Origin of the sequence: Rhodococcus sp. NPDC058639, from assembly GCF_042717545.1 — a bacterium.
In the GTDB taxonomy this organism is placed as follows: domain Bacteria; phylum Actinomycetota; class Actinomycetes; order Mycobacteriales; family Mycobacteriaceae; genus Rhodococcus.
The window spans coordinates 105,929-130,712 of the sequence record NZ_JBHXRF010000002.1 but is presented as its reverse complement, the minus strand read 5'-3'; the positions used below and the strand labels follow the sequence as shown (position 1 = coordinate 130,712).

Genomic DNA, 24,784 nt, shown 5'->3' with positions numbered 1-24,784 from the left:
CCCTCGCATCCCACTGACCAGGAAGAACCTGTCCACCGGTCCGCGACGCCGGTACAACCGGAGAGCAAGGTGCCCGATCGACCTGCAGTCGTCACGGCAATCGCGTGACCACCGACGAAAGTGCCGAAACAGTCATGACCGAAGCCCACTCCGCCCTCTTCCGCCCGCTCGCCGTCCGCTCCCTTCGGCTGCGCAACCGCATCGTGATGTCGCCGATGACACGGTCGCACTCGCCGGGTGGAGTACCGGGGCCGGACGTGGCCGAGTACTACCGGCGCCGTGCCGCCGGCGGCACGGCACTCATCGTCACCGAGGGAGTGGCGATCGACCACCCGACCGCCGTCGACAACCCCCGCGTGCCTCACATGTACGGCGAGGCCGCACTCGACGGGTGGCGCCGCGTCGTCGACACGGTCCATGCCGAAGGTGGCCGGATCATCCCGCAGCTGTGGCACGTCGGGCCGCTGTGGGGAGCCATGACCGCAGACGTCGATCCCGCCCTGACCCCGATGCGGCCGTCGGGAGTGTGGGGAGAACCCGGCGTCACCTCGTACGGAGCCGACTACGTCGCCCGCGCGTCGAAGCCCACGCGCGCCATGACCGAAGAGGACATCGTGCAGGTCGTCGACGCATACTCCCGTGCCGCAGCGGCTGCGAAGGAAGTCGGATTCGACGGCGTCGCGCTGCACGGCGGTCACGGTTACCTGCTCGACTCGTTCCTCTGGGAAGGAACCAACCTGCGCGAGGACCGCTGGGGCGGCGACCTCCGAGACCGGACCCGATTCCCCGCGGCAGTCGTGGCAGCGATTCGCGCGACCATCGGTGAGGACCTGCCGATTTTCTATCGGTTCTCGCAGCACAAGCAACAGGACTACGAGGCGAAGATCGCGTACACGCCGGACGAGCTGAAGGCCGTTCTCTCGCCGCTGGCTGCCGCCGGCGTGGACGTGTTCGACGCAAGCATCCGCCGCTTCGATCTGCCCGCGTTCGAGGGCAGCGACCTCACCCTCGCCGGATGGGCCAAGAAGGTCACGGGCGCTGTGTCGATGGCGGTCGGAAGCGTCGGCATCGGAGCCACCCTGCGCGAGAGCCGCACCCAGGGCAGCGCACCCGTGCGCGACAACCTTCCGGAACTCGAAAGCCGGATGAGCAGAGATGAATTCGATCTGATCGCCATCGGGCGCCTTCATCTCGCCGATCCGACACTCGCGACGACGCTGCGCAACGGCGCGACGCTGCCGGAATTCGACCGCACCATCCACGAGGCGGCACTGCTCTGATCTCGGTGCACCGGAGACGTCGGCAGTCTCGATGAGCGGGAACACATCTCGGAGAGTTTGTTACCTCATCTAGAAAGTGATGCGCACCACTCCCGACTGGAGTGAGGAAACCCCGCGGGCCACGACGGGCCGCCGAGAGTCTGGATGCGCAGTGACGTCATACGCTAACGAGCTATCCCACCAGGAGCCCGAACATACTTCCGGCCGAGGACGATTCGACCGCAGGCAACCCGTCTGGGTAATCGTGGCGGTGTTGATCGCCGTCGAGATCATCAGCGCTTTCGAAACTTCCATGATGTTCGCAGCGATCCCCACGCTCATCACGGATTTCGACAGCGACGCGTCGACCGTCGGATGGGCCGTCACCTCGTTCCTTCTCGTCGCGGCCGCATCTGCCGCAGTCTGTGGCCGCCTCGGCGACATGTACGGACGTGAACGAGTATTGATCGTTCTTCTCGTCGTCGCAGCGGTGGGTTCCATCATCAGCGCCGCAGGCGACAGTCTCACCAGCATCATCGTCGGCCGCACCATCCAGGGTGTTGCCGGCGCGATCCTTCCGTTGTGCATCGGCCTCGCACGTGAGCACCTTCCGTCGGGCCGGGTTCCCGTTGCCGTCGCGCTGATCTCGGGATCCGCCGTTGCGGCGGGTTCGGCGTCACTGCTGGTCGCGGGGCTGCTCATCGACTACGCCAGCTGGCACATGATCTTCGTCGTCGCTGCCGCGTACTCGGTGTTCGCGATTCTGCTCGTGTGGTTCGTCCTGCCGTGGCGGCCGCCGACCGGCTCGAAGGAGAAAATCGACTACGTCGGAGCGGTGACGTTTGCGGCATCCGTCGCTGCGATCCTCCTCGGCGTCAACAAGTCGCAGGCATGGGGCTGGGCAGACGGCCGGACCCTCGGCCTGATCGTCGGCGGCGCCGTCGTACTCGTTCTGCTCGTGCGGTGGGAGTTGCGCGTGCCGTCACCGATCATCAATGTGCGCCTCTTCGCCGGACGAAAGTTCTCGCTGACGATGCTCGCGACGGTCGCGATCGCCGCAGGGCCGATGGGCGTCGCCACCATGATCATCCCGATCATCATGCAGACGCCCACGTCGGACGGCTTCGGCCTGGGCCTGAGCGCGACGCACGCGGGCTGGTTGTCCTTCATCGGGTCGATGTTCGGTTTCGCGTGCACGCCCCTCAGCGGCCGCATCTCCGCGGCGGTCGGATCCCGCGTATCGATGTTGATCGGCAGCATTCTCTTCATCGCCAGCACCGTGACCATGATGACCGCTCACAATTCGGTCGTTGCGATGACCGCGATGGTCGTGGTGGTGTCGGTGGCCACCGCATTCGCCTACACCGCCTTGCCGAACCTCATCGTCGAGGCCGTGCCCGAACGCAACACGAGCGAGGCGACCGGCACAAATGCGGTGCTGCGTACCGCAGGACAGGGCGTCGGCACGTCCGTCGCCACCATGTTGCTCGCGTTCGCGGCCACTCCGATCGGTGGCCTGAACATGATCGGCGTCATGTTCCTGGTACTGGCGTTCATCGCGATCGCACTCACCGTGATGATTCCCCGTGGCGTCCCGGACACAGTCGCCGGCTGATCCATCCGACATCTTCTCGTTTCCTCCCGACATCTGGAGGCACCCTGCGCGCCCGGGTTCCCGCCCGGGCGCGCAGGGCGTTCACCTAACGGCCGGCCGACTGTGTCTGCTCGGGCGTTCCATGTATGTCGGACCGTAGGCGCGAAAGCCGAACCGGGAGTAGAGCGGCTGCGCGTCTGCCGTATGCAGCATCCACCGGAAGTCTGCTGCCTCGGTATCCGACAGCAGGCACTCGAGCACGGCGCTTCCGACGCCATCGCCCCGATGCTCGGGGAAGACGAACCCGTCTGCGATGTACCCGTAGCCGACACCGTCGGAGGACACCCGGACCGCGCCGAGCAGTTGCCCGGAGTCCGACTCCCTCGCAGCGTAGATCTTCCAGGCGCTCTCGAATTGTCGCCGAATCTGATCGCGCGACCGCCACCTGTTCCAATAGGCGTCGCCTGTCAGGAAATCCAGGATGCGGGACAGTTCGGCTTCCGACAGTCGATTGTCGACGACGATGCTCATGGCACGACCCCCCACCTTCCAGCACAGTGCTCACGACTACAGTGCCGCACGGCGAAAGCCCCGTCCAGCCCTGTGATCAGGGCGGGACGGGGCAGTGATCCCTGTTGAGGGAGTCGACAGTTCGCCTCAGCGGTTCATCAGGGCACGCATCGCTTTCGCTGCTCCTTCGACGAGCTCGCGACGAGGGAATCCGCTGCGGTTCACCGCTGCGTCGTAGTTTCCGCCCGCGATCCACACCGGACCGTCCTGGAGATGTTCGAGGCCTTCGCGTGCAACATCTTCCGACTCCGAGACACGCATGCCGGGAACATCGAAGTTCAGTCCGGCGCGCACCATCGCCGGGGTGCGCGTGACACCGAGGACGAGTTCGACGACGTGGACACCGTGAGGTGCGAGTTCGAGCCACAGGCTCTCCGCGAACACCCGGCTGAACGCCTTCGACGCCGAGTAGATGCTCTGGTGTTCCGAGCCCATGTACCCCGCGAGGGAACCGAGCAGCATGATGCCGCCGCGGCCCCGCTCCTTCATCGGCGCACCGAACAGTTGCGCGAGTTCCACCTGACGGTGCACGTTGAGGTCGATCACCCCACGGAACCCCTCGAGGTCGCCGGTGACGAATTCGTGTCCGTAGCTGTTGGCGCCCGCATTGAAGATGAACAGCCCCACCTCGAGATCTGCTGTCGCGGCGCGGATCTCGTCGACGGCATCAGCGGCGAGCAGATCCAGTGCGAGCGTGCGTACCTGTACGCCGTTGTCCCGGGCGCGGTCCGCGGTCTCCTCGAGCGGTCCGGGCTTCCGTGCGATGAGCACGAGATCGAATCCGGCACGGCTCAATTCGTCAGCAAAGGCGGCGCCGACACCCTCCGATCCTCCGGCGATCACGGCCCACGGGCCGTACTGTGCACGATCGAGGTTGAGGGGTTCGGTCATCGCGGATCCTCCGGAGTGGTCGGGTCGAAGCTTCATTGGACAACAGGTGCTGGCACGGGCGCGTCGTCGTAGACGTCGAGGACGCCCGACGCCGCCGCACGTGTGATGGTTTCCGCGAGCCGGGTGCACGCCATGAGCGGCGCACCCGGGCGCCCGTCGCGGCCGGCGTCGTCCTGCACCTGAGGACAGCGCCGGCGCGCGTCGGCGTTCCACTGGATGGAGGTGTGCTCCCAGCTGTTCTTCTGAACCAGCACCTGCGCCGAGCACTCGGCACACCGCAGCGGTTCCATCCGGTTCTCCATCGTTACTACTCCTACCCCGCGCTGGTGGGTTGTTCCTCGAGTGCCTTGCGGGCGATGTTCGCTTCGACTTCCTTCATCCACGCAGCGACCGGGCGCGTCGTGTCCATCTCGAACTCGAAGCGGTCGGTCATCTCCGGCTTCACCTCGTCCACGTCGACGTAGAACTGCTCGTACCAGCGGCGCAGCTGGTACACCGGGCCGTCCTCTTCGCACAGCAGCGGGTTGTCGATACGGGTCTTGTTGCGCCAGATCTCGATGTCCTGCTCGAAGCCCTTGGCGATGAAGTTGCCGAACTGCTGCGCGACCTTCAGCGCCTCGTCGCCCTCGAAGCGATCGGACTTCTTGACGATCATCCCGTACATCAGCACGAACTTGTTCTCGGAGACCGGGTAGTGGCAGTTGATGAGGGTCGACTCGATGTCATAGCCCTCGTACTCGTAGACCAGGTCGTCGATCATGAACGACGGGCCGAAGTAGCTCGCATCCGAGCGGCTGCCGAGCATCCGCGGCTGGCCCGCGGCATGGGGACGGGCGTCCTCACGCGCCTTGCCGCGCATGAACTGACTGGCCACATGGCCTTCGAAGACGTTCTTGAAGTACGTCGGGAAGGAGTAGTGCACGTAGAAGAAGTGCGCCATATCGACGATGTTGTCGATGAGTTCGCGGCAGTTGGTGTCGACCTCGGTCCGGTACCAGACCCAGTCGGTCCACTCGTCGCTCAGCGCGCCCTCGATCCGGGGGATCGTGACGTCCGCCGGCGGCGGGTTGCCCTGCGGGTCGTTCCACACGAACAGCAGACCGTCCTGCTGGAGCGTGTGCCACGCGCGCGTCTTCGCGATGGGCGGAACCCGGCGGGCGTACGGAATGTTGGTGCAGCGGCCGTTGCCACCCCAGCGCCAGTCGTGGAACGGACACGCGACCTGGTCGCCCTTGACGGTGCCCTGGCTCAGATCGCCACCCATGTGACGGCAGTAGCCGTCGAGGATCTTGAGGTCGCCTGCGGTGTCCGCCCAGACGACGAGCTTGGTGCCGAAAGCCTCGACCGAATGCGGCTTACCGTCCTTGAAGCCCTCGGCAAGGCCGAGGCAGTGCCAGCCGCGCGCGAAACGGGTAGGAGCAGAGCCCGCGACGATCTCGCGGACCTCGGTGGTGTCGGAAGTGCCCAGGCTCACGGTCGTCCGTCCTTTCGGGAGGAATGGGAAGTACGGGGTTACACCGGCGGAATGTCGGCACGTGTGGTGCCGGTCGGGGTCTCGCCGCGTTGATGATCCTGACGCTAGGTGATCACCGTCACGCCCAATCCCGTCGTCTCACTGGGCGGGACTCACGAACTCCGGGTGTCGGACGCCGACCAGAACGCGCGCATCGACGCGATCCGGCCGTCGTCGGCGAAGGTCATGACATCGATCGGTTCGAAGACGTATTCGGTCCCGTCCACCTCCGAGGTCACCCGGAAGTGGAAGGCCGCTTCGTTGCCCGCGATCCGCAGGGTGAGCAGTTGCGTCGAGTTGCGGGAGTGCTCGAGTCCCGCATACAGCGGGAGGATCTCGTCGCGCCCTGTGCGCACGTCGCTGCCGACGGGGTCCTCGACGGTCGCGGTGTCGGTGTAGAGGTCGGCTATGCCGGCTGCGGACGACGCCTCGATCCGCCGTAGGTACTCGGCGACGGTGGCGCGAATGCGGTCGGGGCCCGGGATCTCGTTGTTCACGGCGGCCTCAGACGGTCCGTGCGGGCGCCGGCGCGGGAAGCAGCGCAGCCCTGCCGTTCGCGGCGAACTCGGCCTCGAGACGCGCGCGTGCGTCGTCGTCGAACGGCACGTACTCCGCCGTGCGCGCGACCCGCACGTACACCGTGTCGTCGGTGTTCCAGGCGGCCGCACGCAACGGCGCCTTGTTCACCTTGTTGCTGCCGGTCAGCGGGATGTGGTCGGTCACCCGGACGAAGCGTGGCCACCACTTGTCACCCATATCCGGCTGCTCGGCGAGAAACGCGCCGAATGCTGCCGGGTCGAACACCGATCCGGGGTCCAGTTCGACAGCGCACATCACCTGGTCCCCGGTAGAGGGGTCCGGAACAGCGAAGACAGGCGCGGAGAGGATTCCGGGGCACCGATGCAGAACCCGCTCGACCGGAGCGGCCGAGAAGTTCTCGCTGTCGACCCGCAGCCAGTCCGACGACCGGCCCGCGAAGTAGAAGAACCCGTCGGCGTCGCGATAACCGAGGTCACCGGACCAGAAGTCGTTGCCCTTGATCCGGTCCGCCATCGCACCGGGATTCTTGTAATAGCCCTCGAAGGTATGGGCTGTGTTGCGGGCGACGATCTCCCCGACAGCTTCACCGTTGATCAGGCGGCCCGTGTCGTCGAACTCGGCCGGCGGGCATTCCTCGCCGGTGACCTCGTCGAGGATCCGCACGTCGACACCGCCCACCGCGACCCCGAGCGAACCGGTCGGGGTATCGGGAGTGCGGTTGATACGGAAGACCCCTTCGCTCGAGCCGTACCCCTCGATGACGGTGCAGCCGAAGCGCTCGGAGAACCGGGCGACGTCGACTTCGGAGGCTTCGGTCCCGAACGCCACTTCGAGTGTTCCGTCCCGGTCGCGCGGGTCTTCGGGACGGCTGAGGACGTATGCGAGCGCACGCCCGACGTAGTTCACGAAGGTCGCACCGTAGCGATGGATGTCGTCGGCGAAGCGGCTCGCGGAGAACTTCCGGATCATGCTGACGGTCGCGCCCACGCTCATCGCGGTGCCGAGGTTGAGCATCAGGGCGTTGCCGTGGAACAGGGGCATGCACAGGTACGTGACCGAGTCGCGGCGCATGTGTGTGCGTTCCGAGAGCGGCCCGAACAGCCGCGCGAGCCGGCCCTGACTGACGACGACCGCCTTGGGAGCGCCGGTCGAACCCGAACTGAACAACAGCAGCGCCATGTCGTCCGGCGACGGCCGGGTCTCGGGAAGCGGGGCACCACGGAAGGGTTCGAGGAACTCGCGGTATCGCGGGCTGTCGATGTCGAGGATCTTGTCGGCGGGCAAGCCGTGGTCGTTGCCGTCGACGAGGTGCGCCAGGCGCGACTCGGTGATGATCAGATCCACGTCGGCGTGCCGGACGTCCCGGGCGATCTCCGGGCCGCTTCGGCTGGCATTGATCCCCACCACCACCGCGCCGGCGAGCGCTCCCGCACCGATCCAGAACACGAAGTCCGGAACGTTCTCGAGAAGCACGCCGATGTGGCGTTGCCGTCCCTCGGGCAGTGGCACGGTCGACACGAGCGCCGAGGCACGATCGGCGCTTTCCTGGACAACTTCGTCCCAGGTCCAGCGCTGGTCCTCGAAGCGCAGTCCCACCTTGGCGTCGCCGCGGCGAGCTCGCACTACTTCGGCGAACGTGTCCAACTCATACCTCCAGATAGTCACGAGCGATGGGGCCATCACGGGCAGTCCGATCACAACAGACGCTTACGCGGCACCGCGTCGGATTCCCGGCCAGCGGGAGCGCCCGCGAGGGCCTCTAGCTCTGGGCGAAGACCGCGTGTCCTCCCGACAGCACTGCTCCTGCCTCGGTGGTGACGTCGAACCGGACATCGGAGGAGTCGCCCCACACGCGGATCTCGGCGGTGTCGCCAGGGAAGACCGGGGCCGCGAACCGACCGGACAACGCGACGAGATCCGCAGGGTGCGATCCGAGCTTTTGCGCGAGCGGCAGAGTCGTCGCGGCCAGCGTGCACAGTCCGTGGAGGATCGGCCGAGGCTGTCCGATCCCGGTGGCAGCGTCCGGATCTATGTGGATGTGGTGACGATCGCCGGTGAGCCGGTACAGCGCAGCCTGTTCCGCGTGGGTGGTAAGGAGTGCGGTCGAGTCGGGTTCGCCTTCGGGTTTCCCGGGCGCGGACGGGCCGCGGTCACCGCCGAATCCACCCGCACCCGGCGCGAACAGCGACCATGTGGCGACGAAGTACTCGCTCTCCACCACGACCTCGAAGACTGCGGCACGGCCCTTGTCCCACACTTCCCCGACGCGGGCCGTCATCGTGATACTGCCGGATCTCGGGAGCGGGCTGAGAACGTCCAGGTGCTGGGAGCCGTGGAGCGCGGTCTTCGTATCGAATGCACCGAGCGACCCCAACGCATCCGGCGCCCACTGCGCCAGAGTCAGAGCGAAGGTCGGCAGCACCCGTAGGCGGTCCTCGAACACGAGGTCGAGATCTGTGGCACGAGCCCCCACAGCGAGCGCATACAGAATCGCGTCGCGCTCGTCATAGGTGACCGTGCGGGTGCCGAGTTCGGCGCCGCGCCAGGTCGCCGGGGTCGGCGTATCGGTGGTGGGTGCAGCGTGTGCGGGCATCGTTTGGTGTCCTTTCCGAGCGTGCTGATCGCACGCTAGGCACCCCGTGTAGCGGGGGTCACCGAGCATCCCACTGACCGGTACATTCGAACAGGGTGTTCATCGGCGTGAGAGATTCTTGCGATCCGATCCACGAGGAGGGGCATTCGTGCAGCGTGCAGGATCACCGACGACTCGCCGGTCGTCGGGGACGACCGGTCCTAGCCGGGCCGCCCTGCGATCCGGGCTCGGCGGTGCACGATGAGCATTCCGTCGAATCCTTTCCCCTTCCTGGATCAACTCATCTCCCGGCTCACCGGGCCGGGCGGGGAGTTCGAGATCGTGATGGACGAGGTCCTCGGTACCTCGATGCCGGTCATGCGCAAGCGGAACCGCGCGGTGGCGGATCTGCTGTCGCAGTCGCTCGTCTGGGGTGATCGCGAGTATCTCGTCACGGCCGACCGCCGCGTCACCTTCGCCGAGAACGCGAGGGAGTCCTATGCCCTCGCCGCCGCGCTCCACCTGCGGTACGGCGTGCGTGCGGGCGACCGGGTAGCCATCCTGTCGGCCAACAGACCCGAGTGGGTCACCGTGTTCTGGGCGACCCAGGCTCTCGGCGCCATCACGGTCGGGCTCAACGCATGGTGGGTGCAACCGGAACTGGAGTTCGGTATCCGCCATTCCCGCCCGCGCATCGTCTTCGTCGACGGTCCGCGTGCCGAGGCGGTCGCGAAGATCGCCCCGAGCGACACGGTGGTGCTGTCGGTCGAGACGGATCTGCCCGAACTGACCGCCGAGTTCGACGGCCGCCAGCCTCCGCCTCCGCGGATCGACGAGGACGACCCGGCAGTCCTGCTGTACACCTCCGGTACGAGCGGAGACCCCAAGGGGGCGTTGCACTCTCAGCGCAACCTCTTGGCCGTCGTCGATTATCAGCGCTACACCGAAGCGATCCACACGATCTGGACAGGCGAAACGTACGACCGTTCGGCCCCGTCCGATGCCCGCTACCTGCTCACGTCGTCGATGTTCCACATCACGAGCCTGCACAACACGATCGTGCCGAGGCTGGCGATGGGAAGCACCGTGGTCATGAACCAGGGATGGTTCGACGTCCACCGTGTTCTGGAGTTCATCGAACGCGAACAGGTGACGCATTGGCTGGCCGTGCCGTCGATGGCGGCACGCATGCTCGAAGACGAGGACCTCGACCGGTACGACCTGACGTCGCTGACACGGTTCACCCTGTCCTCGGAACCGTCGACACCGGAGTTCAAACAGCGCCTGCGCGAGCAACTCCCGTTCGGACGACACGCGATGGTCGACAGTTACTCCATCACCGAATGCAGCACGTCGATCGCAGTGGCCAGCGCACAGGAACTCGAGAAGCACCCGGGTACCGTCGGCGTCCCGATCATCACCGTCAGCCTCGAGATCCGCGATCAGTACGGCGAATGGCTGCCCGACGGCCACGTCGGCGAGGTGTGCGTCCGCAGTCCCTTCGTCATGATCGGGTACTGGGACGACGAGCAGGCCACCGCCGAGGCGATCACGCCGGACCGCTGGCTTCGGACCGGCGATTTCGGGGTCGTCGAGAACGGCCGGCTTCGGCTGGTCGGCCGACGTGCGGATCTGATCCATCAGAACGGTGAGAACATCTACCCCTCCGAGGTCGAACGGGTGCTTGCGCAGCATCCCGCCGTGCGCGAGTGCGTGGTGACGGGAGCACCGCACGCCGACTGGGGCCAGGAAGTCGTCGCTGTGGTCGTGCTCGTCGCGGGGGCGACGGTGACCGAGGAGGATCTGACCAGGTTCGCCGCCGAGCACCTCGCCTATTTCAAGGTGCCCACCCGGTGGCGCCTGACCCATGATCTGTTGCCCCGCAACTCCACCGGAAAGATCGTCCGTAAGGGCTGGCGCGGTACGCACGGTCCGGAAATGTGAACGGACGGGTGGCTCCTGCTGCGGCGTGCGCAGGCAGAGCCACCCGGCCGTTGTGTCCCCAGAGGATCAGCTCAGGCGTTCGAGCACCATCGCCATACCCTGACCACCACCGACACACATCGTCTCCACACCGAACTGCTTGTCCTGCTCACGCAGATTGTTCAGCAGCGTGTTCGTGATCCGAGCCCCCGTCATACCGAACGGATGCCCCAGCGCGATCGCACCGCCGGACACATTGAGCTTGTCCTCGTCGATCCCGAGTTCACGAGCCGACCCGAGCACCTGCACCGCGAACGCCTCGTTGATCTCGAACAGATCGATATCCGAGATGCCCATCCCGGCATTGGCCAGCGCGCGGCGAGTCGCATCGATCGGGCCCAGACCCATGATCTCCGGCGACAACCCCGACACCCCGGTCGAAACGATCCGCGCCAGCGGCGTCAACCCGAGCGCCTTCGCCTTGGTATCGGACATGATCACCAGCGCCGCCGCACCGTCGTTGAGCGGGCACGCGTTACCGGCAGTGACCGTGCCGTCCGGACGGAACACCGGCTTGAGCTGGCTGACCGCCTCGTACGTGGTGCCGGCCCGCGGGCCGTCGTCGGTGGAGACGACGGTGCCGTCGGCCAGCGTGACGGGCGTGATCTCCTTGGCGAAGAACCCCGACTTGATGGCTTCCTCGGCCCGGTTGTGTGAGCGGACGCCCCACCGGTCCTGGTCTTCGCGGGAGATTCCCGTGTGGGAGGCGACGTTCTCCGCGGTCTGCCCCATCCCCAGGTACACGTCCGGGAGCAGACCGTCCTTGCGCGGGTCCGTCCAGGCGACGCCACCCTCTGCCAGCGTGGCACTGCGCGCCTGCGCATCGTCGAACAGCGGATTCTTGGTGTCGGGCAGGCCGTCGGCGTTGCCGGTCACGAAGCTCGACACCGACTCGACACCGGCGGAGATGAACACGTCGCCCTCGCCGGCCTTGATCGCATGCAGTGCCATGCGGGTGGTCTGCAACGACGACGAGCAGTACCGGTTGACGGTCACACCGGGAAGGAAGTCGTAACCCAGCTGTACGGCGATCACGCGGGCGATGTTGAAGCCGGACTGGCCGGCGGGCTGGCCGCAGCCGACCATCAGGTCGTCGATCTCCGCCGGATCCAGATCGGGGATCTTCGCGAGCGCCGCGGCGACCATCTGTGTCGCCAGATCGTCGGGGCGGATCGACGCGAGCGAACCCTTGCGCGCACGCCCGATGGGCGATCTCACGGCCGACACGATTACTGCTTCGGTCATCTTCTCTCCTCGTATTCGTTATGTAACAGGTTGGGGCCGAACGTAGTACGCCCTCAGATTTCGAGGAAATCGCGTTTCGGCGAGAGAGCTGTGGGGCGGGCGAGCGTTCCGGGCTCCTGTGCCCCACAGGGTTCGTGTGCTAACTTACCAAGCAATCGCTTGGTTTGGTACAGACGTTAGGAACATGCCATGGGCATCACCTCGACCTCCGACAGCGCCGGTATCACCACGGTCACCGTCGACTTCCCACCCGTGAACGCCCTCCCCTCGCAGGCGTGGTTCGACCTGGCCGACGCGGTCCTCACCGCCGGAAAAGACCCGAAGACGCATGTCGTGATCCTCCGAGCCGAGGGCCGGGGCTTCAACGCGGGCGTCGACATCAAGGAAATGCAGGCCACCGAGGGTTACGACGCCCTCATCGCCGCCAACCACGGTTGTGCCGCGGCCTTCGCAGCGGTCTACGACTGCGAGGTTCCCGTCATCGTCGCCGTGAACGGCTTCTGCGTCGGCGGCGGCGTCGGCCTCGTCGGAAACGCCGACGTCATCCTCGCGTCCGACGACGCCGTCTTCGGGCTCCCCGAGGTGGACCGTGGTGCACTCGGAGCGGCGACGCACCTTGCGCGTCTCGTGCCGCAGCACCTCATGCGCACGCTGTACTACACGGCGCAGAACGTAACGGCACAGCAACTCGAGCACTTCGGATCCGTCTACAAAGTCGTCCCGCGTGACGAACTGGACGGGGCTGCCCGCGAGGTCGCCGAGATGATCGCGGCGAAAGACACCCGCGTCATCCGCCGGGCGAAAGAAGCGATCAACCGCATCGACCCCGTCGACGTCAAGACCAGCTACCGCATCGAGCAGGGCTTCACGTTCGAGCTCAACCTCGCCGGGGTCGCCGACGAGCATCGCGACGAATTCGTCGCCACCGGAAAAGCCCGGACCAACAGCTGAAGTCCCCTCTCTCACAGGAGTTCGAAACCCATGCGTGACAAGAGAATGTCGCTCGACGATGTCGTCGGCGAGCTGCGCAGCGGAATGACCATCGGCATCGGTGGCTGGGGTTCGCGCCGCAAGCCGATGGCATTGGTCCGCGCGATCCTGCGATCGGACATCACCGACCTGACGGTCGTGACCTACGGCGGCCCCGACCTCGGCCTGCTGTGCTCGGCCGGGAAGGTCAAGAAGGCGTACTACGGTTTCGTCTCCCTCGACTCGGCACCGTTCTACGACCCGTGGTTCGCCAAGGCCCGAACAGGCGGCGAGATCATCGCCCGCGAAATGGATGAGGGAATGGTCAAATGCGGCCTCGAGGCCGCCGCCGCGCGCCTTCCTTTCCTCCCGATCCGCGCCGGACTCGGTTCGGACGTCGTCGAATTCTGGGAAGGGGAGCTGAAGACCGTCACCTCCCCGTATCCGGGACCGGACGGCACCGAGACCTTGATCGCGATGCCGGCACTGAACCTCGATGCGTCGCTGGTGCATCTCAATATCGGTGATGCACACGGCAATGCGGCATACACGGGCGTCGATCCCTACTTCGACGACCTCTACTGCATGGCCGCCGAGAAGCGCTACGTCTCGGTCGAACGGATCGTCGACACCGAAGAACTCGTCAAATCCGTTCCGCTGCAGTCGATCATTCTCAACCGGATGATGGTCGACGGGGTTGTCGAAGCACCCGGCGGTGCGCACTTCACCCTCGCGGGTGACAGTTACGGACGCGACGAGAAGTTCCAGCGTCATTACGCCGAGTCGGCCAAGGACCCCGAGTCCTGGCAGAAGTTCGTCGATCGCTTCCTGTCGGGCAGCGAAGAGGACTACCAGGCCGCCGTCCAGAAGTTCGCAGCCGAATCCAAGAGTGGGGAGCAGGCATGACCACCACCGACACCGTCACTCGCGCCGAGTACTGCGCGATCGCATGCGCCGAGATCTTCTCCGGCGCAGGCGAAATCATGGCCAGCCCGATGGCCACTCTCCCCCAGATCGGCGCCCGGCTCGCCAAGCTCACCACCGAGCCCGACCTGCTGATCACCGACGGGGAAGCACTCATCCTCGCCGAGGTCCCGCCGCTCGGCGCCAAGGCCCCGATCGAGGGATGGATGCCGTTCCGCAAGGTGTTCGACGTGGTCGCGTCCGGCCGGCGCCACGTGGTCATGGGGGCCAACCAGATCGATCGCCACGGTAACCAGAACCTCTCGGCTTTCGGTCCGCTTCAGCACCCCACCCGCCAGATGTTCGGCGTGCGCGGCGCCCCGGGCAACACCATCAACCACGCCACCAGTTACTGGGTCGGCCGGCACACCGCCCGGGTGTTCACCGACAAGGTCGACATCGTCTCGGGCGTCGGATACGACAAGATCGATCCCGCGAATCCGGCGTACCGGTTCCTGAGCATCCCCCGCGTCGTCACCAATCTCGGTGTCTTCGACTTCGGCGGCCCGGGCCACACGTTCCGGGCACTGTCGCTGCACCCCGGTGTCGAGGCCGCAACTGTCGCCGAGAACACCTCCTTCGAGGTTGCCGGGCTCTACGAGGCCGGCGTGACCCGCGAACCGACCGCCGAGGAACTGCGGCTCATTCGCGAGGTGCTCGACCCGAAGAGTCTGCGCGACCGCGAGGTCTCCCTGTGACGACCCTGCGCACGCCCCTCACGGAACTGGTGGGCATCGAGCATCCCATCGTCCAGACGGGCATGGGATGGGTTTCCGGCCCCCGTTTGACCGCTGCGACGTCGAACGCGGGCGGTCTCGGCATCCTCGCGTCGGCAACGATGACGTACGCCGAACTCGAGGCCGCGGTTGCGAAAACCAAGTCCCTCACCGAGAAGCCGTTCGGCGTCAACATGCGCGCCGACGCCTCGGATGCGGCAGAGCGTATCGATCTGCTGATCCGGGAGAACGTCAAGGTCGCCTCGTTCGCGCTGGCTCCCAAGAAGGAACTGATCGCCAAGCTCAAGGACCACGGCATCGTCGTGATCCCGTCGATCGGCGCCGCCAAGCATGCCGTGAAGGTCGCGTCGTGGGGCGCGGACGCCGTGATCGTGCAGGGTGGCGAGGGCGGTGGGCACACCGGTCCGGTCGCAACGACGCTGTTGCTGCCGAGCGTGCTCGACGCAGTCGATATCCCCGTGATCGCCGCGGGCGGTTTCTTCGACGGACGCGGGCTCGCCGCTGCCCTCTCGTACGGCGCCGCCGGCGTCGCGATGGGCACCCGGTTCCTCCTCACGAGCGACAGCGCGGTACCGGACTCCGTCAAGCAGCAGTATCTTGCGCGGGGCCTCCAGGACACGACCGTCTCGCTCAAGGTGGACGGTATGCCGCATCGCGTGCTCAACACCGATCTCGTGGACAGCCTCGAACGGTCCAGCTACGCGAAGGGCTTGATCGCGGCGGCACGCAATGCGACCAAGTTCAAGTCCATGACCGGGATGAAATGGTCCACCCTCGTCCGGGACGGCCTCGCGATGAAGAAGGCGAGCGACCGCACCTGGCAGCAGATCATCATGGCCGCCAACACTCCGATGCTTCTCAAAGCCGGTCTGGTCGACGGTAATACGGAGGCCGGTGTCCTCGCCTCCGGTCAGGTCGTCGGCATGGTCGACGACCTGCCGAGTTGCCAGGAACTCATCGATCGAATCGTGGCCGAGGCGGTCGAGCGGATAGACGCTCTCGGCGCCCTGCGCGAGTCGGGACGATCCGCAGCCTGAATCACGCCCTCACAGCACAGCAGCACCCGGTCGCATGCGGCCAGGTGCTGCTGCCTTTCATCCATCGGAGAGACGCGCTGACGGGCGCTGAGCGGCCGACGACCGGCACGCAGGGAGAGTTCGTCCTCAACGCGTCGAACTCGGCTTGTCTGCGCCGAGTTTCGTCACTTGCCGACGGTGTGCTGACGCTCCTGGAAGAATGATCGTCACCACCGCTCCGGTTGTCGCCCAGCCGCACCGCGGTGTGCAGCGCGCGGCCGCCAGTGCGAAGGGTGCCCTCTATGCCGAAACTGACCCCGTTCTACGAGAACGTGCAGTCCCATTACGACCTCTCCGACGACTTCTTCGACCTGTTCCTGGACCCGACGCGCACCTACAGCTGTGCGTTCTTCGAGACCGACGACATGTCGCTCGAGGATGCCCAGAAAGCGAAGATCGATCTCTCCCTCGGTAAATGCGACCTCCGGCCGGGCATGACGCTGCTCGACATCGGGTGCGGGTGGGGGTCGACGATGCGGCGGGCGATCGAGCGTTACGACGTCAATGTCATCGGCCTGACCCTGAGCCGAAACCAGTACGAGCACGTCTCCGAGATGATCTCCGGGCTCGCGCTGGGGCGCCGCTCCGCCGAAGTCCGACTACAGGGCTGGGAGGATTTCGACGAGCCGGTGGACCGCATCGTGAGCATCGGCGCTTTCGAGCATTTCCGCCGGCGGCGCTACGACGCATTCTTCGAGCGCACCTCGCGCATCCTGCCCCCCGACGGCCGGATGCTGCTGCATACCATCGTCGGCCACTCGCGGCAGTTGCTCGAGGACATGGACGTGGAGGTGAACCGGGACGACGCGCTGTTCCTCCGCTTCATCCTGAGAGAGATTTTTCCGGGCGGGCAGCTTCCCGAACGGGACATGATCATCACCGGTGCCCAGCGCCACGGCTATTGGGTGCAGAACATCGAATCGCTGCAACCGCACTACGCACACACGCTGGATCTGTGGGCACGCGCACTGGAAGCACGCCATGAGGAGGCAGTCGAACTGGCCTCCGAAGAGGTCTATCAGCGGTACATGCGATACCTCACCGGTTGCGCGGAGAATTTCCGGCGGGGCCTGATCGACCTCCAACAGTTCACCCTCGTCAAGCACAACCGGAGCCGAGCCGGCAGCCACCGTGCATCATGACGACGATCACAGAAATCTGTAGTGGCCGCTGTAGACATTCGTGTTTCCCAGTTGTAGATTATGTGTTGTAAGTGAGAGCGAGTCCGAAAGAGGGCAAGGACGAACCGCCCGCTGAGGAGTTGCGAAAGGCTTGGGGTAGGGCGCGTCGAGGCAGTGAGTTGAGTAGGTAAGTACTCGAAGCGTCCGACTCCATCGGGGCCGGAGTTGGTGCGGTCCCAGGACATAAGGAATTACCCGGCTTGGAGGTGGTGCGCGGTCAGTTTTCGAGATCAGGTTCCGTCCACCGAGGCGGGACACAGGTAGAAAGGCCGACCGACCAGTTGGCCCGTGCAAGTAGAAATCTACGAACGTAAGCCCCTGGACCCCGGCGCCGTAGGCGCCGGGGTCCCCGTCCATGTATACGAAGGGCGACACGCACACCTCGTGAAGCAGAACAACGACGCCGAAGACAAGTTCGACGACGAGAACTTCCCTGCGTACAGCATGGGACGCGCCGCCGAAATTCTCGGCGTCACCCAAGCCTTCCTCCGGAGTCTCGATACCGCGAACCTGGTCAATCCGATGCGGTCGGAAGGCGGGCACCGGCGGTATTCGCGATATCAGCTGCGCATCGCCGCCCGCGCGAGGGAACTCGTCGACCAGGGCACCGCACTCGATGCGGCGTGCCGGATCATCATTCTGGAGGATCAGCTCACCGAAGCCCTCCGTATCAACGACGAACTGCGCCGAAGCAAGCACGACGAGTAGCCGGCTACGCGGGTCAGCAGCACCTCGCGCCGGGGTTCGCGTCGGCGTCCGCGTGACGCTCACGCCAGTACTGACGCTCGCTCGGGACAGGACACCCCGGGTGGAGCCTGCGGTGCAGTTCCACGTAGCGCGCGTAGTCGTGGTCGCCCATCAACGCTCCGAGCCACCACCACACTCGTCGCAGTACCGCGCTCATGAGGTGCCCGTCTTCTCGTGAGCGTGCCGGCGCAACGGGCCGTCCCGCGTCACCGCCGCACCGGGAGACCGGACCTTGCCCGACGCGATCAGTTCGTCCCACTCCTTCTGCAACTCCCGCTCGGCAGGGGTCGGAACGAACCCTGCGGGAGCAAAGATCTTGGACGGAACATCCGGAGACTCCGTCGTCGGCAGCCCACCCGCACGCACGGCCCGGACGCACACGACGAGACCCGCCGCTACCACTATGAGCACGAGTCCCGCGAACACGATCGACAACGTGCCCTGGATGAACGTGTTCCGAATGACCGCGTCGATCTCGTCGGCGCTGTCCGCCGACCCGAACGCGGTCGCGCCCGAGTTCTTTGCGTCCACGAAAGCGCGGTGCTGCGCCCAGTACCCCACCGCACGGTCCGACGAGAAGATCTTCTGCCAGGACGCGGTCATCGTCACGATGAGGTCCCACACCAGCGGAACACCGGGAATCCACGCCCACTTCGTCATTCCCTTCTTCACCACAATGGTGAGAACGACGGTCAGGGCGATCGCCGCGAGCAACTGGTTGGCGATGCCGAACAGCGGGAAGAGGGTATTGATGCCGCCGAGCGGATCGGTCACGCCCATCAGCAGGATCGCGCCCCACGCGGCGACCACAACCAGCGAGCAGAACCATGCGCCGGGCCGCCAGGACGGATCCTTGAAACGGCGGGCGGGACCACCGAAGTTGCCGAGCGAGTCCGAGAGCATGAAGCGGGCGACGCGGGTTCCCGCATCCACGGTCGTGAGGATGAACAGCGCTTCGAACATGATCGCGAAGTGGTACCAGAACGACTTGAGTGCGTCGCCACCGAACAGGTCGCTGAGCACCTGGGACATACCGAAGGCGAGCGTAGGTGCACCACCGGTGCGGGAGATGATCGATTCCTCCCCGACCGCCGCCGCAGCCCCGGCGATCTGCTCGGGAGTGATATCCGGCGACGACAGGCCGAGTCCGTTGACGTAGGCCGCCGCGGTCTCCGGGGTGCCTCCGGTGAGCACGGCGGGGGCATTGAGCGCGAAGTACAGGTGCTGATCGATGATGCAGGCCGTGACCAGCGCCATGATCGCGACGAACGATTCGGTGAGCATCCCGCCGTATCCGATCAGCCGGATCTGCTTCTCTTTCTCGAGCATCTTCGGGGTGGTGCCCGAGGAAATCAGGGCGTGGAAGCCGGACAGTGCGCCGCACGCGATGGTGATGAACAAGAACGGGAACAGCGAACCTGCAAAAGCGGGTCCGTTCCCGGCGACCGCGAACGACGACACGGCCGGCATCTCGATAACGGGACGGGCGACGAGGATGCCCACGGCGAGCAGGATGATCGTGCCGACCTTCATGAACGTCGAAAGGTAATCACGCGGCGCGAGCAGCAGCCAGACCGGTAGCACCGACGCCGCGAACCCGTAGGCGATCATCAGCCACGCGATGGTGACCGGAGAAAGGGTGAACCATTCTGCACCCCAGTTCGTTTCGGCGACCCACCCGCCGGAGATGATCGCCAGCAGCAACAGGGCCACCCCGATGAGCGAGACCTCCGCGACTTTGCCGGGTCGCAGGAACCGCAGGTACACGCCCATGAACAAGGCGATCGGGATGGTCATCGCGATGGAGAACAACCCCCACGGGCTCTCGGCCAGGGCATTGACCACCACCAAGGCGAGTACCGCGATGAGAATGACCATGATGACGAAAACCGCGACCAACGCGGCGGTTCCGCCGACCGCACCGAGTTCCTCGCGCGCCATCTGCCCCAGGCTGCGCCCACGGCGCCGCGTCGAGATCCACAACACGAGGAAGTCCTGGACCGCTCCGGCGAAGACCACTCCGACGACGATCCAGATCGTGCCGGGCAGATAACCCATCTGCGCGGCGAGAACCGGACCGACGAGCGGTCCCGCGCCCGCGATCGCGGCGAAATGATGACCGAACAACACCCGCCGGTCGGTCGGCATGTAGTCCTTGCCGTTCTCGAGCACCTCGGCGGGCGTGGCACGATCGTCGCGCGGTTGCACGATCTTTCGCTCGATGAACTTGGCATAGAACCTGTACGCGATCAGATATGTACAGACCGCCGCGATGACGAACCACACGGCATTGACGTCCTCGCCGCGCACCAACGCGATCACGGCCCAGGCGACGGCACCGGCGACCGCCAAGAGGACGAACACGATGCGCGCGGTGAGCGACATCGGGGTTCGATCGACGACGCCGACCGGCGGCAGATCCGGATCCGTACGGAGATATTCGACGTACTCGCGGCTGTACGGCGACTGCTCGACCGCCATTTCGGCTCCTCACCGGGTCGGCGCGGGACCGTGCGCGACGCCGCGGTGGTCCGCGTCCTCGCGCACGATGCTGGCCTGCGTCACGCTACTCGCGCGAAGCCGGTGAGAACCGGGAAAATGGTCCGAATGCTGAGGTTCGAGCGCGTTACCCTGCGCAGCCGTAGGGCGTCAGCCGCGCGCCGCCATCCGAGCCCGGACCTCGGGACGCCGTAACGGCGGAACGGTGCGGGGAGGTTGTCTCCGTTCGGGAAGCGACGCCAGCAGCCTGGTGGTCGTCGCGGCAACCTCGGCGACAGCCCGGTCGAACGGCTCCCGGGTCGCGTCGGACAGGGACTGGATTCCGGTGACCTTACGGACGTACTGCCGGGCGGCCGCCTCGATTTCCTCGGCGGTCGCGGCCGGTTCGAGTCCGCGCAGTTCTGTGATGTTCCGGCACATATCCCGAAGGGTAGTCCCGAACGACCGTGCCGACAGCGCCTCGCCCGTTACGGATGTATACCGGCAGCGCGTCACCGATCCGTCGATTCCGTGACACGCACGCGGTGTCCGCCCCCGGACACGAACCGGGGGCGGATACCGAGGGCGTCAGGAGTCGAGACGCTCGATGATCGTCACGTTGGCGGTGCCGCCGCCTTCACAGATGGTGAGCAGTCCGTAGCGACCGCCGGTGCGCTCGAGTTCGTTCAGGAGCGTCGACATCAGCTTGGTGCCGGTCGCGCCGAGGGGATGACCGAGCGCGATCGCGCCGCCGTTGACGTTGACCTTTGCCGGATCGGCGCCGATCTCCTTGATCCAGGCCAGCACGACCGGTGCGAACGCCTCGTTGATCTCGATCAGGTCGATGTCGTCGATCGTCAGGCCGGTCTTCTCGAGGGCGTACTGCGTCGCCGGAATCGGCGCGGTCAGCATGAAGATCGGGTCGTCGCCGCGTGCGCTGAGGTGGTGGATCCGCGCGCGGGGCTTGAGTCCGTACTTCTTCACGGCCTCGTCCGACGCGAGCAATACCGCGGAGGCACCGTCGGAGATCTGGCTCGCGACGGCTGCGGTGAGGCGGCCACCTTCCACGAGCGGCTGGAGCGATGCCATCTTCTCGAGGCTGGTCTCGCGCGGTCCCTCGTCGACGGTCGCGTCACCGAGCGGCACGGTCTCATTGTCGAAGCGGCCGGCGGCGATGGCGGCCTTGGCGCGCTCGTGACTCTGCAGAGCCCACTGCTCGAGCTCTTCGCGGCTGATATCCCACTTGTCGGCGATCATCTCGGCGCCCTTGAACTGCGACACCTCGTCGCTGCCGTAGCGCTCGGTCCAGCCCGTCGACCCGCCGAAGGGAGTGTCGAAGCCGTACTGCTGCCCGGCCGTCATCGCCGACGAGATCGGGATCTGCGACATGTTCTGCACGCCGCCCGCAATGATGAGGTCGGCGGTATTGCTCATGATCGCCTGAGCGCCGAAGTGCAGCGCCTGCTGGCTCGACCCGCACTGGCGGTCGACAGTCACGCCGGGCACGTGCTGCGGGTATCCGGCAGCGAGCCACGCGGTGCGGGCGATGTTGCCGGCCTGACCGCCGATGGCGTCGACGCAGCCGAACACCACGTCGTCCACGTCGCCCGGGTCGATTCCGGTGCGCTCGACGACGGCCTTGATGACGTGCGCGCCGAGATCGGCCGGGTGCACGCCGGACAGTCCGCCCTTCTTCTTGCCGATCGGTGTGCGCACCGCGTCGACGATGTAGGCCTCGGTCATGATTGCTCCTTATGCAGATCCGGGTTCGACAGTCCGTCGAGAACGATGGAAAGGTATTGCTGCGCAACTTGTTCTACGGTGAGGGCGCCGCCGGGGCGATACCACCGCACCGCGACCCACACGGTGTCGCGGACGAACCGGAAGACGAGTTCGACATCGAGATGCGGCCGGAACGTACCGTCGGCCACGCCACGCTCGAGGACACCGATCCACAACTCCCGGAATTCGGTGTTCCGTTCGGCGATGTACGCGAAGCGTTCGCCTTCGAGGTGCTTGGCCTCGTCCTGGTAGATCGCCACCGCCGAATGCGACCTGTCGATCGACTCGTACGACGTGGTCACCAGAGCCTCGAGCGTCGCACGGGAGTCGAGCCCCGACGCGACGATCTTGTGATACCGGTCGAACAGGTCGTCGAGGAATCCGCGCAGGATCTCGTCGACCATCGATTCCTTCGAATCGAAATGGTGGTAGAGGCTTCCCGAGAGAATCCCGGCCGCGTCGGCGATGTCGCGCACGGTGGTCGCGCGGACGCCCCGCGAAGCGAACAGATCAGCAGCAATGGCGAGCAGTTCGGCGCGGCGTCCCGACTTGCCGTTGCTGTCGTCGCGAGGTGGAGTCATGGAGACATCCTTTCAAGCTGCCGTGCGCGGTCCCGGGTGCGGGGAGCCGCGCACGGGCGCATCAGGCGCGCTGCGAGGAGACGGAGACGACCTCGCCGGTCAGGTATGTGGTGTAGTCGCTCGCGAGCATTGCGATGGTGGCTGCGACTTCCCACACCTCCGCGGCCCGGCCGAAGGCTTCACCCGCGGCAAGCCGGTCGAGCAGTTCCTCGCTGGTGACCTTCGCGAGGAAGGCGTGCCGGGCGATGGACGGGGCGACCGCGTTGATCCGCACTCCGTACTCGGCGGCCTCGATCGCCGAGCATCGGGTGAGCGCCATGACGCCGGCCTTCGCCGCGGCGTAATGCGCCTGCGAGTGCTGGGCACGCCAGCCGAGCACCGACGCATTGTTGACGAGCACGCCGCCGTGATCGACCGAGCGGAAGTACCGCAGTGCCGCGCGGGTGGCGCGGAAGGTGCTGGTGAGGGTGATGTCGAGGACGCGGTCCCACTGGTCGTCGGTCATGTCCACGATCGGGGTTTCCCCGCCGAGACCGGCGTTGTTGATGAGCACGTCGATGCGGCCGAGTTGTTCGGCGGCACCGGAGATCAGCGCATCGACCTGTTCGGTGGACGAGACGTCGCACACGATCGACGCGACCTGCTGCTCGGGGAATTCCGCCGCGAGTTTGTCGGCGGCCTCACCGAGACGACGCTCGTGGAAGTCGGAGATCAGCACGTCGGCACCCTCGAGCAGAGCGCGCCGTGCCGACGAGAATCCGATTCCGGTACCCGCGGCGGCGGTGACGACGACCTTCTTCCCCGTCAGCAGACCGTGGCCCGGTGTTTCGACGGGCGCGGTGGCCAGGGGTGAAATGGCGCTGGGCGAAGTGGTCACGGACGTGCCTCCCGGGGAAGGCCGAGCACGCGCTCGGCGATGATGTTGCGCTGGATCTCGTTGGATCCGCCGTAGATGGTGTCGGCGCGGGTGAACAGGAACAGTCGCTGCCACTCCGCGAGTTCGAGGTGTTCGGGGTCCGTGAGGACGGACGGTGTGCCGGCGTGGTCGTGGTCGGGACCCACCAGTGAGGCCGCGCCCTCCACGTCCATCGCCAGTGCGCCCAGGTCGCGGTGCCAGTTGGCCCAGAACAGCTTCGCGACGGATGCCTGTCCCGGATCTGCGTCGTCCAGGGTACGCACCGCGTGCGCCCGCATCACCCGTAGTCCGATGCGGGCACGGGCGATCTTCTCGCGGACAGCGGGATCGTCGAGCGCGCCGTTCGCCGCGGCGACATCGGTGATGGTCTGCAGTTCGCGCGCGAACCCGATCTGCTGACCGAGGGTCGAGACCCCACGCTCGAAGGTCAGCAGGCCCATGGCGACCTTCCAGCCGTCGCCGGGCGTGCCCACCACGAGGTCCGCGTCGGTCACGGCGTCGTCGAAGAAGACTTCGTTGAATTCGGACGTGCCGGTGAGTTGCTGAATGGGACGCACCGTCACGCCGGGCTGGTCGAGCGGCACGAGCAGGAAGCTCAGGCCGTGGTGGCGGGACGATCCCGGTTCGGTACGGGCGACGACGAAAGCCCACTGCGCGACGTGCGCAAGGGACGTCCATACCTTCTGACCGTTGATGACCCACTTGTCGCCGTCGAGGCGGGCGGTCGTGGCGACATTCGCCAGATCGGAGCCGGCGCCGGGTTCGGAATAACCCTGCGCCCACAACTCGGTGACGTTGCGGATTCCGGGAAGGAAGCGCTGCTTCTGTTCCTCGGTTCCGAACGCGATGAGGGTGGGGCCGAGCAGTTCCTCGCCGAGGTGGTTGACGCGCGCGGGGGCGTCGGCCTTCGCATATTCCTCGTGGAAGATGACGCGCTGTTCCATCGTCGCGCCCCGCCCGCCGTACTCGGTGGGCCAGCCGATGCAGGTCCAGCCCGACGCCGCGAGGTGACGATCCCACGCGAGTCGTTGTTCGAAGAATTCGTGTTCGCTACCGGGTCCGCCTTTGCCTCTGAGCCCGGCGAATTCGCCGGTCAGATTCTCTTCGAGCCACTGCCGTACGGTGGCCGCGAATTCCGCATTGTCCAGGCTCTCGCTCTCGTGCACGTCTGTACGATAACCTACCAA

General features: G+C 66.0%; 24 protein-coding genes. 9 read left to right on the top strand and 15 right to left on the bottom strand.

Annotation, left to right across the window (positions count from 1 at the left end):
* Positions 1-134: 134 nt before the first annotated feature.
* Together ACFWU2_RS03590 and ACFWU2_RS03585 are read left to right on the top strand one after the other, a co-directional pair.
* Positions 135-1,280 (top strand): 12-oxophytodienoate reductase, encoded by a 1,146-nt coding sequence (locus tag ACFWU2_RS03590; protein ID WP_378602279.1) that lies wholly within the window; start codon positions 135-137, stop codon positions 1,278-1,280.
* Between the two features lie 244 nt (positions 1,281-1,524).
* Entirely contained in the window at positions 1,525-2,874 is a 1,350-nt protein-coding gene (locus ACFWU2_RS03585; protein WP_378600883.1) for an MFS transporter, read from the top strand.
* Positions 2,875-2,955: 81 nt separating this feature from the next.
* Here the strand turns inward: ACFWU2_RS03585 and ACFWU2_RS03580 are convergent, their stop codons facing one another.
* From ACFWU2_RS03580 to ACFWU2_RS03550, 7 genes are all read right to left on the bottom strand, one after another.
* The gene (locus ACFWU2_RS03580) at positions 2,956-3,384 is read right to left on the bottom strand and encodes a GNAT family N-acetyltransferase (protein ID WP_378600880.1); all 429 of its coding nucleotides are present in this window, start codon (positions 3,382-3,384) and stop codon (positions 2,956-2,958) included.
* Between the two features lie 126 nt (positions 3,385-3,510).
* Entirely contained in the window at positions 3,511-4,314 is an 804-nt protein-coding gene (locus tag ACFWU2_RS03575) for an SDR family NAD(P)-dependent oxidoreductase (protein ID WP_378600877.1), read from the bottom strand.
* Positions 4,315-4,346: 32 nt separating this feature from the next.
* On the bottom strand, positions 4,347-4,604 hold the full coding sequence (locus ACFWU2_RS03570) for a hypothetical protein (protein WP_378602276.1): 258 nt from the start codon (positions 4,602-4,604) through the stop codon (positions 4,347-4,349).
* A gap of 23 nt (positions 4,605-4,627) precedes the next feature.
* A complete protein-coding gene (locus ACFWU2_RS03565) occupies positions 4,628-5,788 on the bottom strand; it encodes a Rieske 2Fe-2S domain-containing protein (RefSeq protein WP_378600874.1) in 1,161 nt (386 codons plus the stop codon).
* 152 nt (positions 5,789-5,940) lie between these two features.
* Positions 5,941-6,324: a nuclear transport factor 2 family protein gene (locus tag ACFWU2_RS03560; protein WP_378600871.1), complete on the bottom strand. Its 384-nt coding sequence runs from the start codon at positions 6,322-6,324 to the stop codon at positions 5,941-5,943.
* A 7-nt stretch (positions 6,325-6,331) separates the two neighbouring features.
* On the bottom strand, positions 6,332-8,011 hold the full coding sequence (locus ACFWU2_RS03555) for an AMP-binding protein (protein ID WP_378600868.1): 1,680 nt from the start codon (positions 8,009-8,011) through the stop codon (positions 6,332-6,334).
* Positions 8,012-8,126: 115 nt separating this feature from the next.
* Positions 8,127-8,960, bottom strand: coding sequence for a MaoC/PaaZ C-terminal domain-containing protein (locus ACFWU2_RS03550; protein WP_378600865.1), 834 nt, complete (start codon positions 8,958-8,960; stop codon positions 8,127-8,129).
* A 240-nt stretch (positions 8,961-9,200) separates the two neighbouring features.
* On the opposite strand from ACFWU2_RS03550, the gene ACFWU2_RS03545 reads away from it, so the two are divergent.
* On the top strand, positions 9,201-10,883 hold the full coding sequence (locus ACFWU2_RS03545; RefSeq protein WP_378600862.1) for a class I adenylate-forming enzyme family protein: 1,683 nt from the start codon (positions 9,201-9,203) through the stop codon (positions 10,881-10,883).
* A gap of 66 nt (positions 10,884-10,949) precedes the next feature.
* Here ACFWU2_RS03545 and ACFWU2_RS03540 read toward each other — a convergent pair whose 3' ends face one another.
* Positions 10,950-12,167: an acetyl-CoA C-acetyltransferase gene (locus ACFWU2_RS03540; protein ID WP_378600859.1), complete on the bottom strand. Its 1,218-nt coding sequence runs from the start codon at positions 12,165-12,167 to the stop codon at positions 10,950-10,952.
* Positions 12,168-12,356: 189 nt separating this feature from the next.
* Between ACFWU2_RS03540 and echA20 the strand changes: the two genes are divergently transcribed.
* The 6 genes from echA20 (at position 12,357) to ACFWU2_RS03510 (ending at position 17,801) form a co-directional block, all read left to right on the top strand.
* A complete protein-coding gene (gene echA20, locus ACFWU2_RS03535; protein ID WP_378600856.1) occupies positions 12,357-13,118 on the top strand; it encodes a (7aS)-7a-methyl-1,5-dioxo-2,3,5,6,7,7a-hexahydro-1H-indene-carboxyl-CoA hydrolase in 762 nt (253 codons plus the stop codon).
* 30 nt (positions 13,119-13,148) lie between these two features.
* A complete protein-coding gene (gene ipdA, locus ACFWU2_RS03530; RefSeq protein WP_378600853.1) occupies positions 13,149-14,042 on the top strand; it encodes a cholesterol ring-cleaving hydrolase subunit IpdA in 894 nt (297 codons plus the stop codon).
* Positions 14,039-14,797: a cholesterol ring-cleaving hydrolase subunit IpdB gene (gene ipdB, locus ACFWU2_RS03525; protein ID WP_378600850.1), complete on the top strand. Its 759-nt coding sequence runs from the start codon at positions 14,039-14,041 to the stop codon at positions 14,795-14,797. The genes ipdA and ipdB overlap by 4 nt, the downstream gene beginning before the upstream one ends.
* Entirely contained in the window at positions 14,794-15,873 is a 1,080-nt protein-coding gene (locus tag ACFWU2_RS03520) for an NAD(P)H-dependent flavin oxidoreductase (RefSeq protein WP_378600847.1), read from the top strand. Before ipdB ends, ACFWU2_RS03520 begins: the two co-directional genes overlap by 4 nt.
* A gap of 281 nt (positions 15,874-16,154) precedes the next feature.
* Positions 16,155-17,054, top strand: coding sequence for a cyclopropane mycolic acid synthase family methyltransferase (locus ACFWU2_RS03515; RefSeq protein WP_378600845.1), 900 nt, complete (start codon positions 16,155-16,157; stop codon positions 17,052-17,054).
* 423 nt (positions 17,055-17,477) lie between these two features.
* Positions 17,478-17,801: a helix-turn-helix domain-containing protein gene (locus ACFWU2_RS03510; protein ID WP_378600842.1), complete on the top strand. Its 324-nt coding sequence runs from the start codon at positions 17,478-17,480 to the stop codon at positions 17,799-17,801.
* Positions 17,802-17,814: 13 nt separating this feature from the next.
* Here ACFWU2_RS03510 and ACFWU2_RS03505 read toward each other — a convergent pair whose 3' ends face one another.
* From ACFWU2_RS03505 to ACFWU2_RS03475, 7 genes are all read right to left on the bottom strand, one after another.
* Positions 17,815-17,997 carry a YbdD/YjiX family protein gene (locus ACFWU2_RS03505; protein ID WP_378600840.1) on the bottom strand — a complete coding sequence of 61 codons (183 nt, stop codon included), beginning with the start codon at positions 17,995-17,997 and terminating at the stop codon, positions 17,815-17,817.
* The gene (locus ACFWU2_RS03500; RefSeq protein ID WP_378600837.1) at positions 17,994-20,321 is read right to left on the bottom strand and encodes a carbon starvation CstA family protein; all 2,328 of its coding nucleotides are present in this window, start codon (positions 20,319-20,321) and stop codon (positions 17,994-17,996) included. Before ACFWU2_RS03500 ends, ACFWU2_RS03505 begins: the two co-directional genes overlap by 4 nt.
* A gap of 168 nt (positions 20,322-20,489) precedes the next feature.
* Positions 20,490-20,759, bottom strand: a complete 270-nt coding sequence (locus tag ACFWU2_RS03495) for a DUF2277 domain-containing protein (protein WP_169623088.1) — start codon at positions 20,757-20,759, stop codon at positions 20,490-20,492.
* Positions 20,760-20,906: 147 nt separating this feature from the next.
* Positions 20,907-22,061, bottom strand: coding sequence for an acetyl-CoA C-acetyltransferase (locus ACFWU2_RS03490; RefSeq protein WP_378600792.1), 1,155 nt, complete (start codon positions 22,059-22,061; stop codon positions 20,907-20,909).
* Positions 22,058-22,681 (bottom strand): TetR/AcrR family transcriptional regulator, encoded by a 624-nt coding sequence (locus ACFWU2_RS03485; RefSeq protein WP_296549795.1) that lies wholly within the window; start codon positions 22,679-22,681, stop codon positions 22,058-22,060. Before ACFWU2_RS03485 ends, ACFWU2_RS03490 begins: the two co-directional genes overlap by 4 nt.
* Positions 22,682-22,742: 61 nt before the next feature.
* Positions 22,743-23,558 carry an SDR family oxidoreductase gene (locus ACFWU2_RS03480; RefSeq protein ID WP_378600788.1) on the bottom strand — a complete coding sequence of 272 codons (816 nt, stop codon included), beginning with the start codon at positions 23,556-23,558 and terminating at the stop codon, positions 22,743-22,745.
* Positions 23,555-24,763, bottom strand: a complete 1,209-nt coding sequence (locus tag ACFWU2_RS03475; RefSeq protein ID WP_378600785.1) for an acyl-CoA dehydrogenase family protein — start codon at positions 24,761-24,763, stop codon at positions 23,555-23,557. The genes ACFWU2_RS03480 and ACFWU2_RS03475 overlap by 4 nt, the downstream gene beginning before the upstream one ends.
* Positions 24,764-24,784 lie beyond the last annotated feature (21 nt).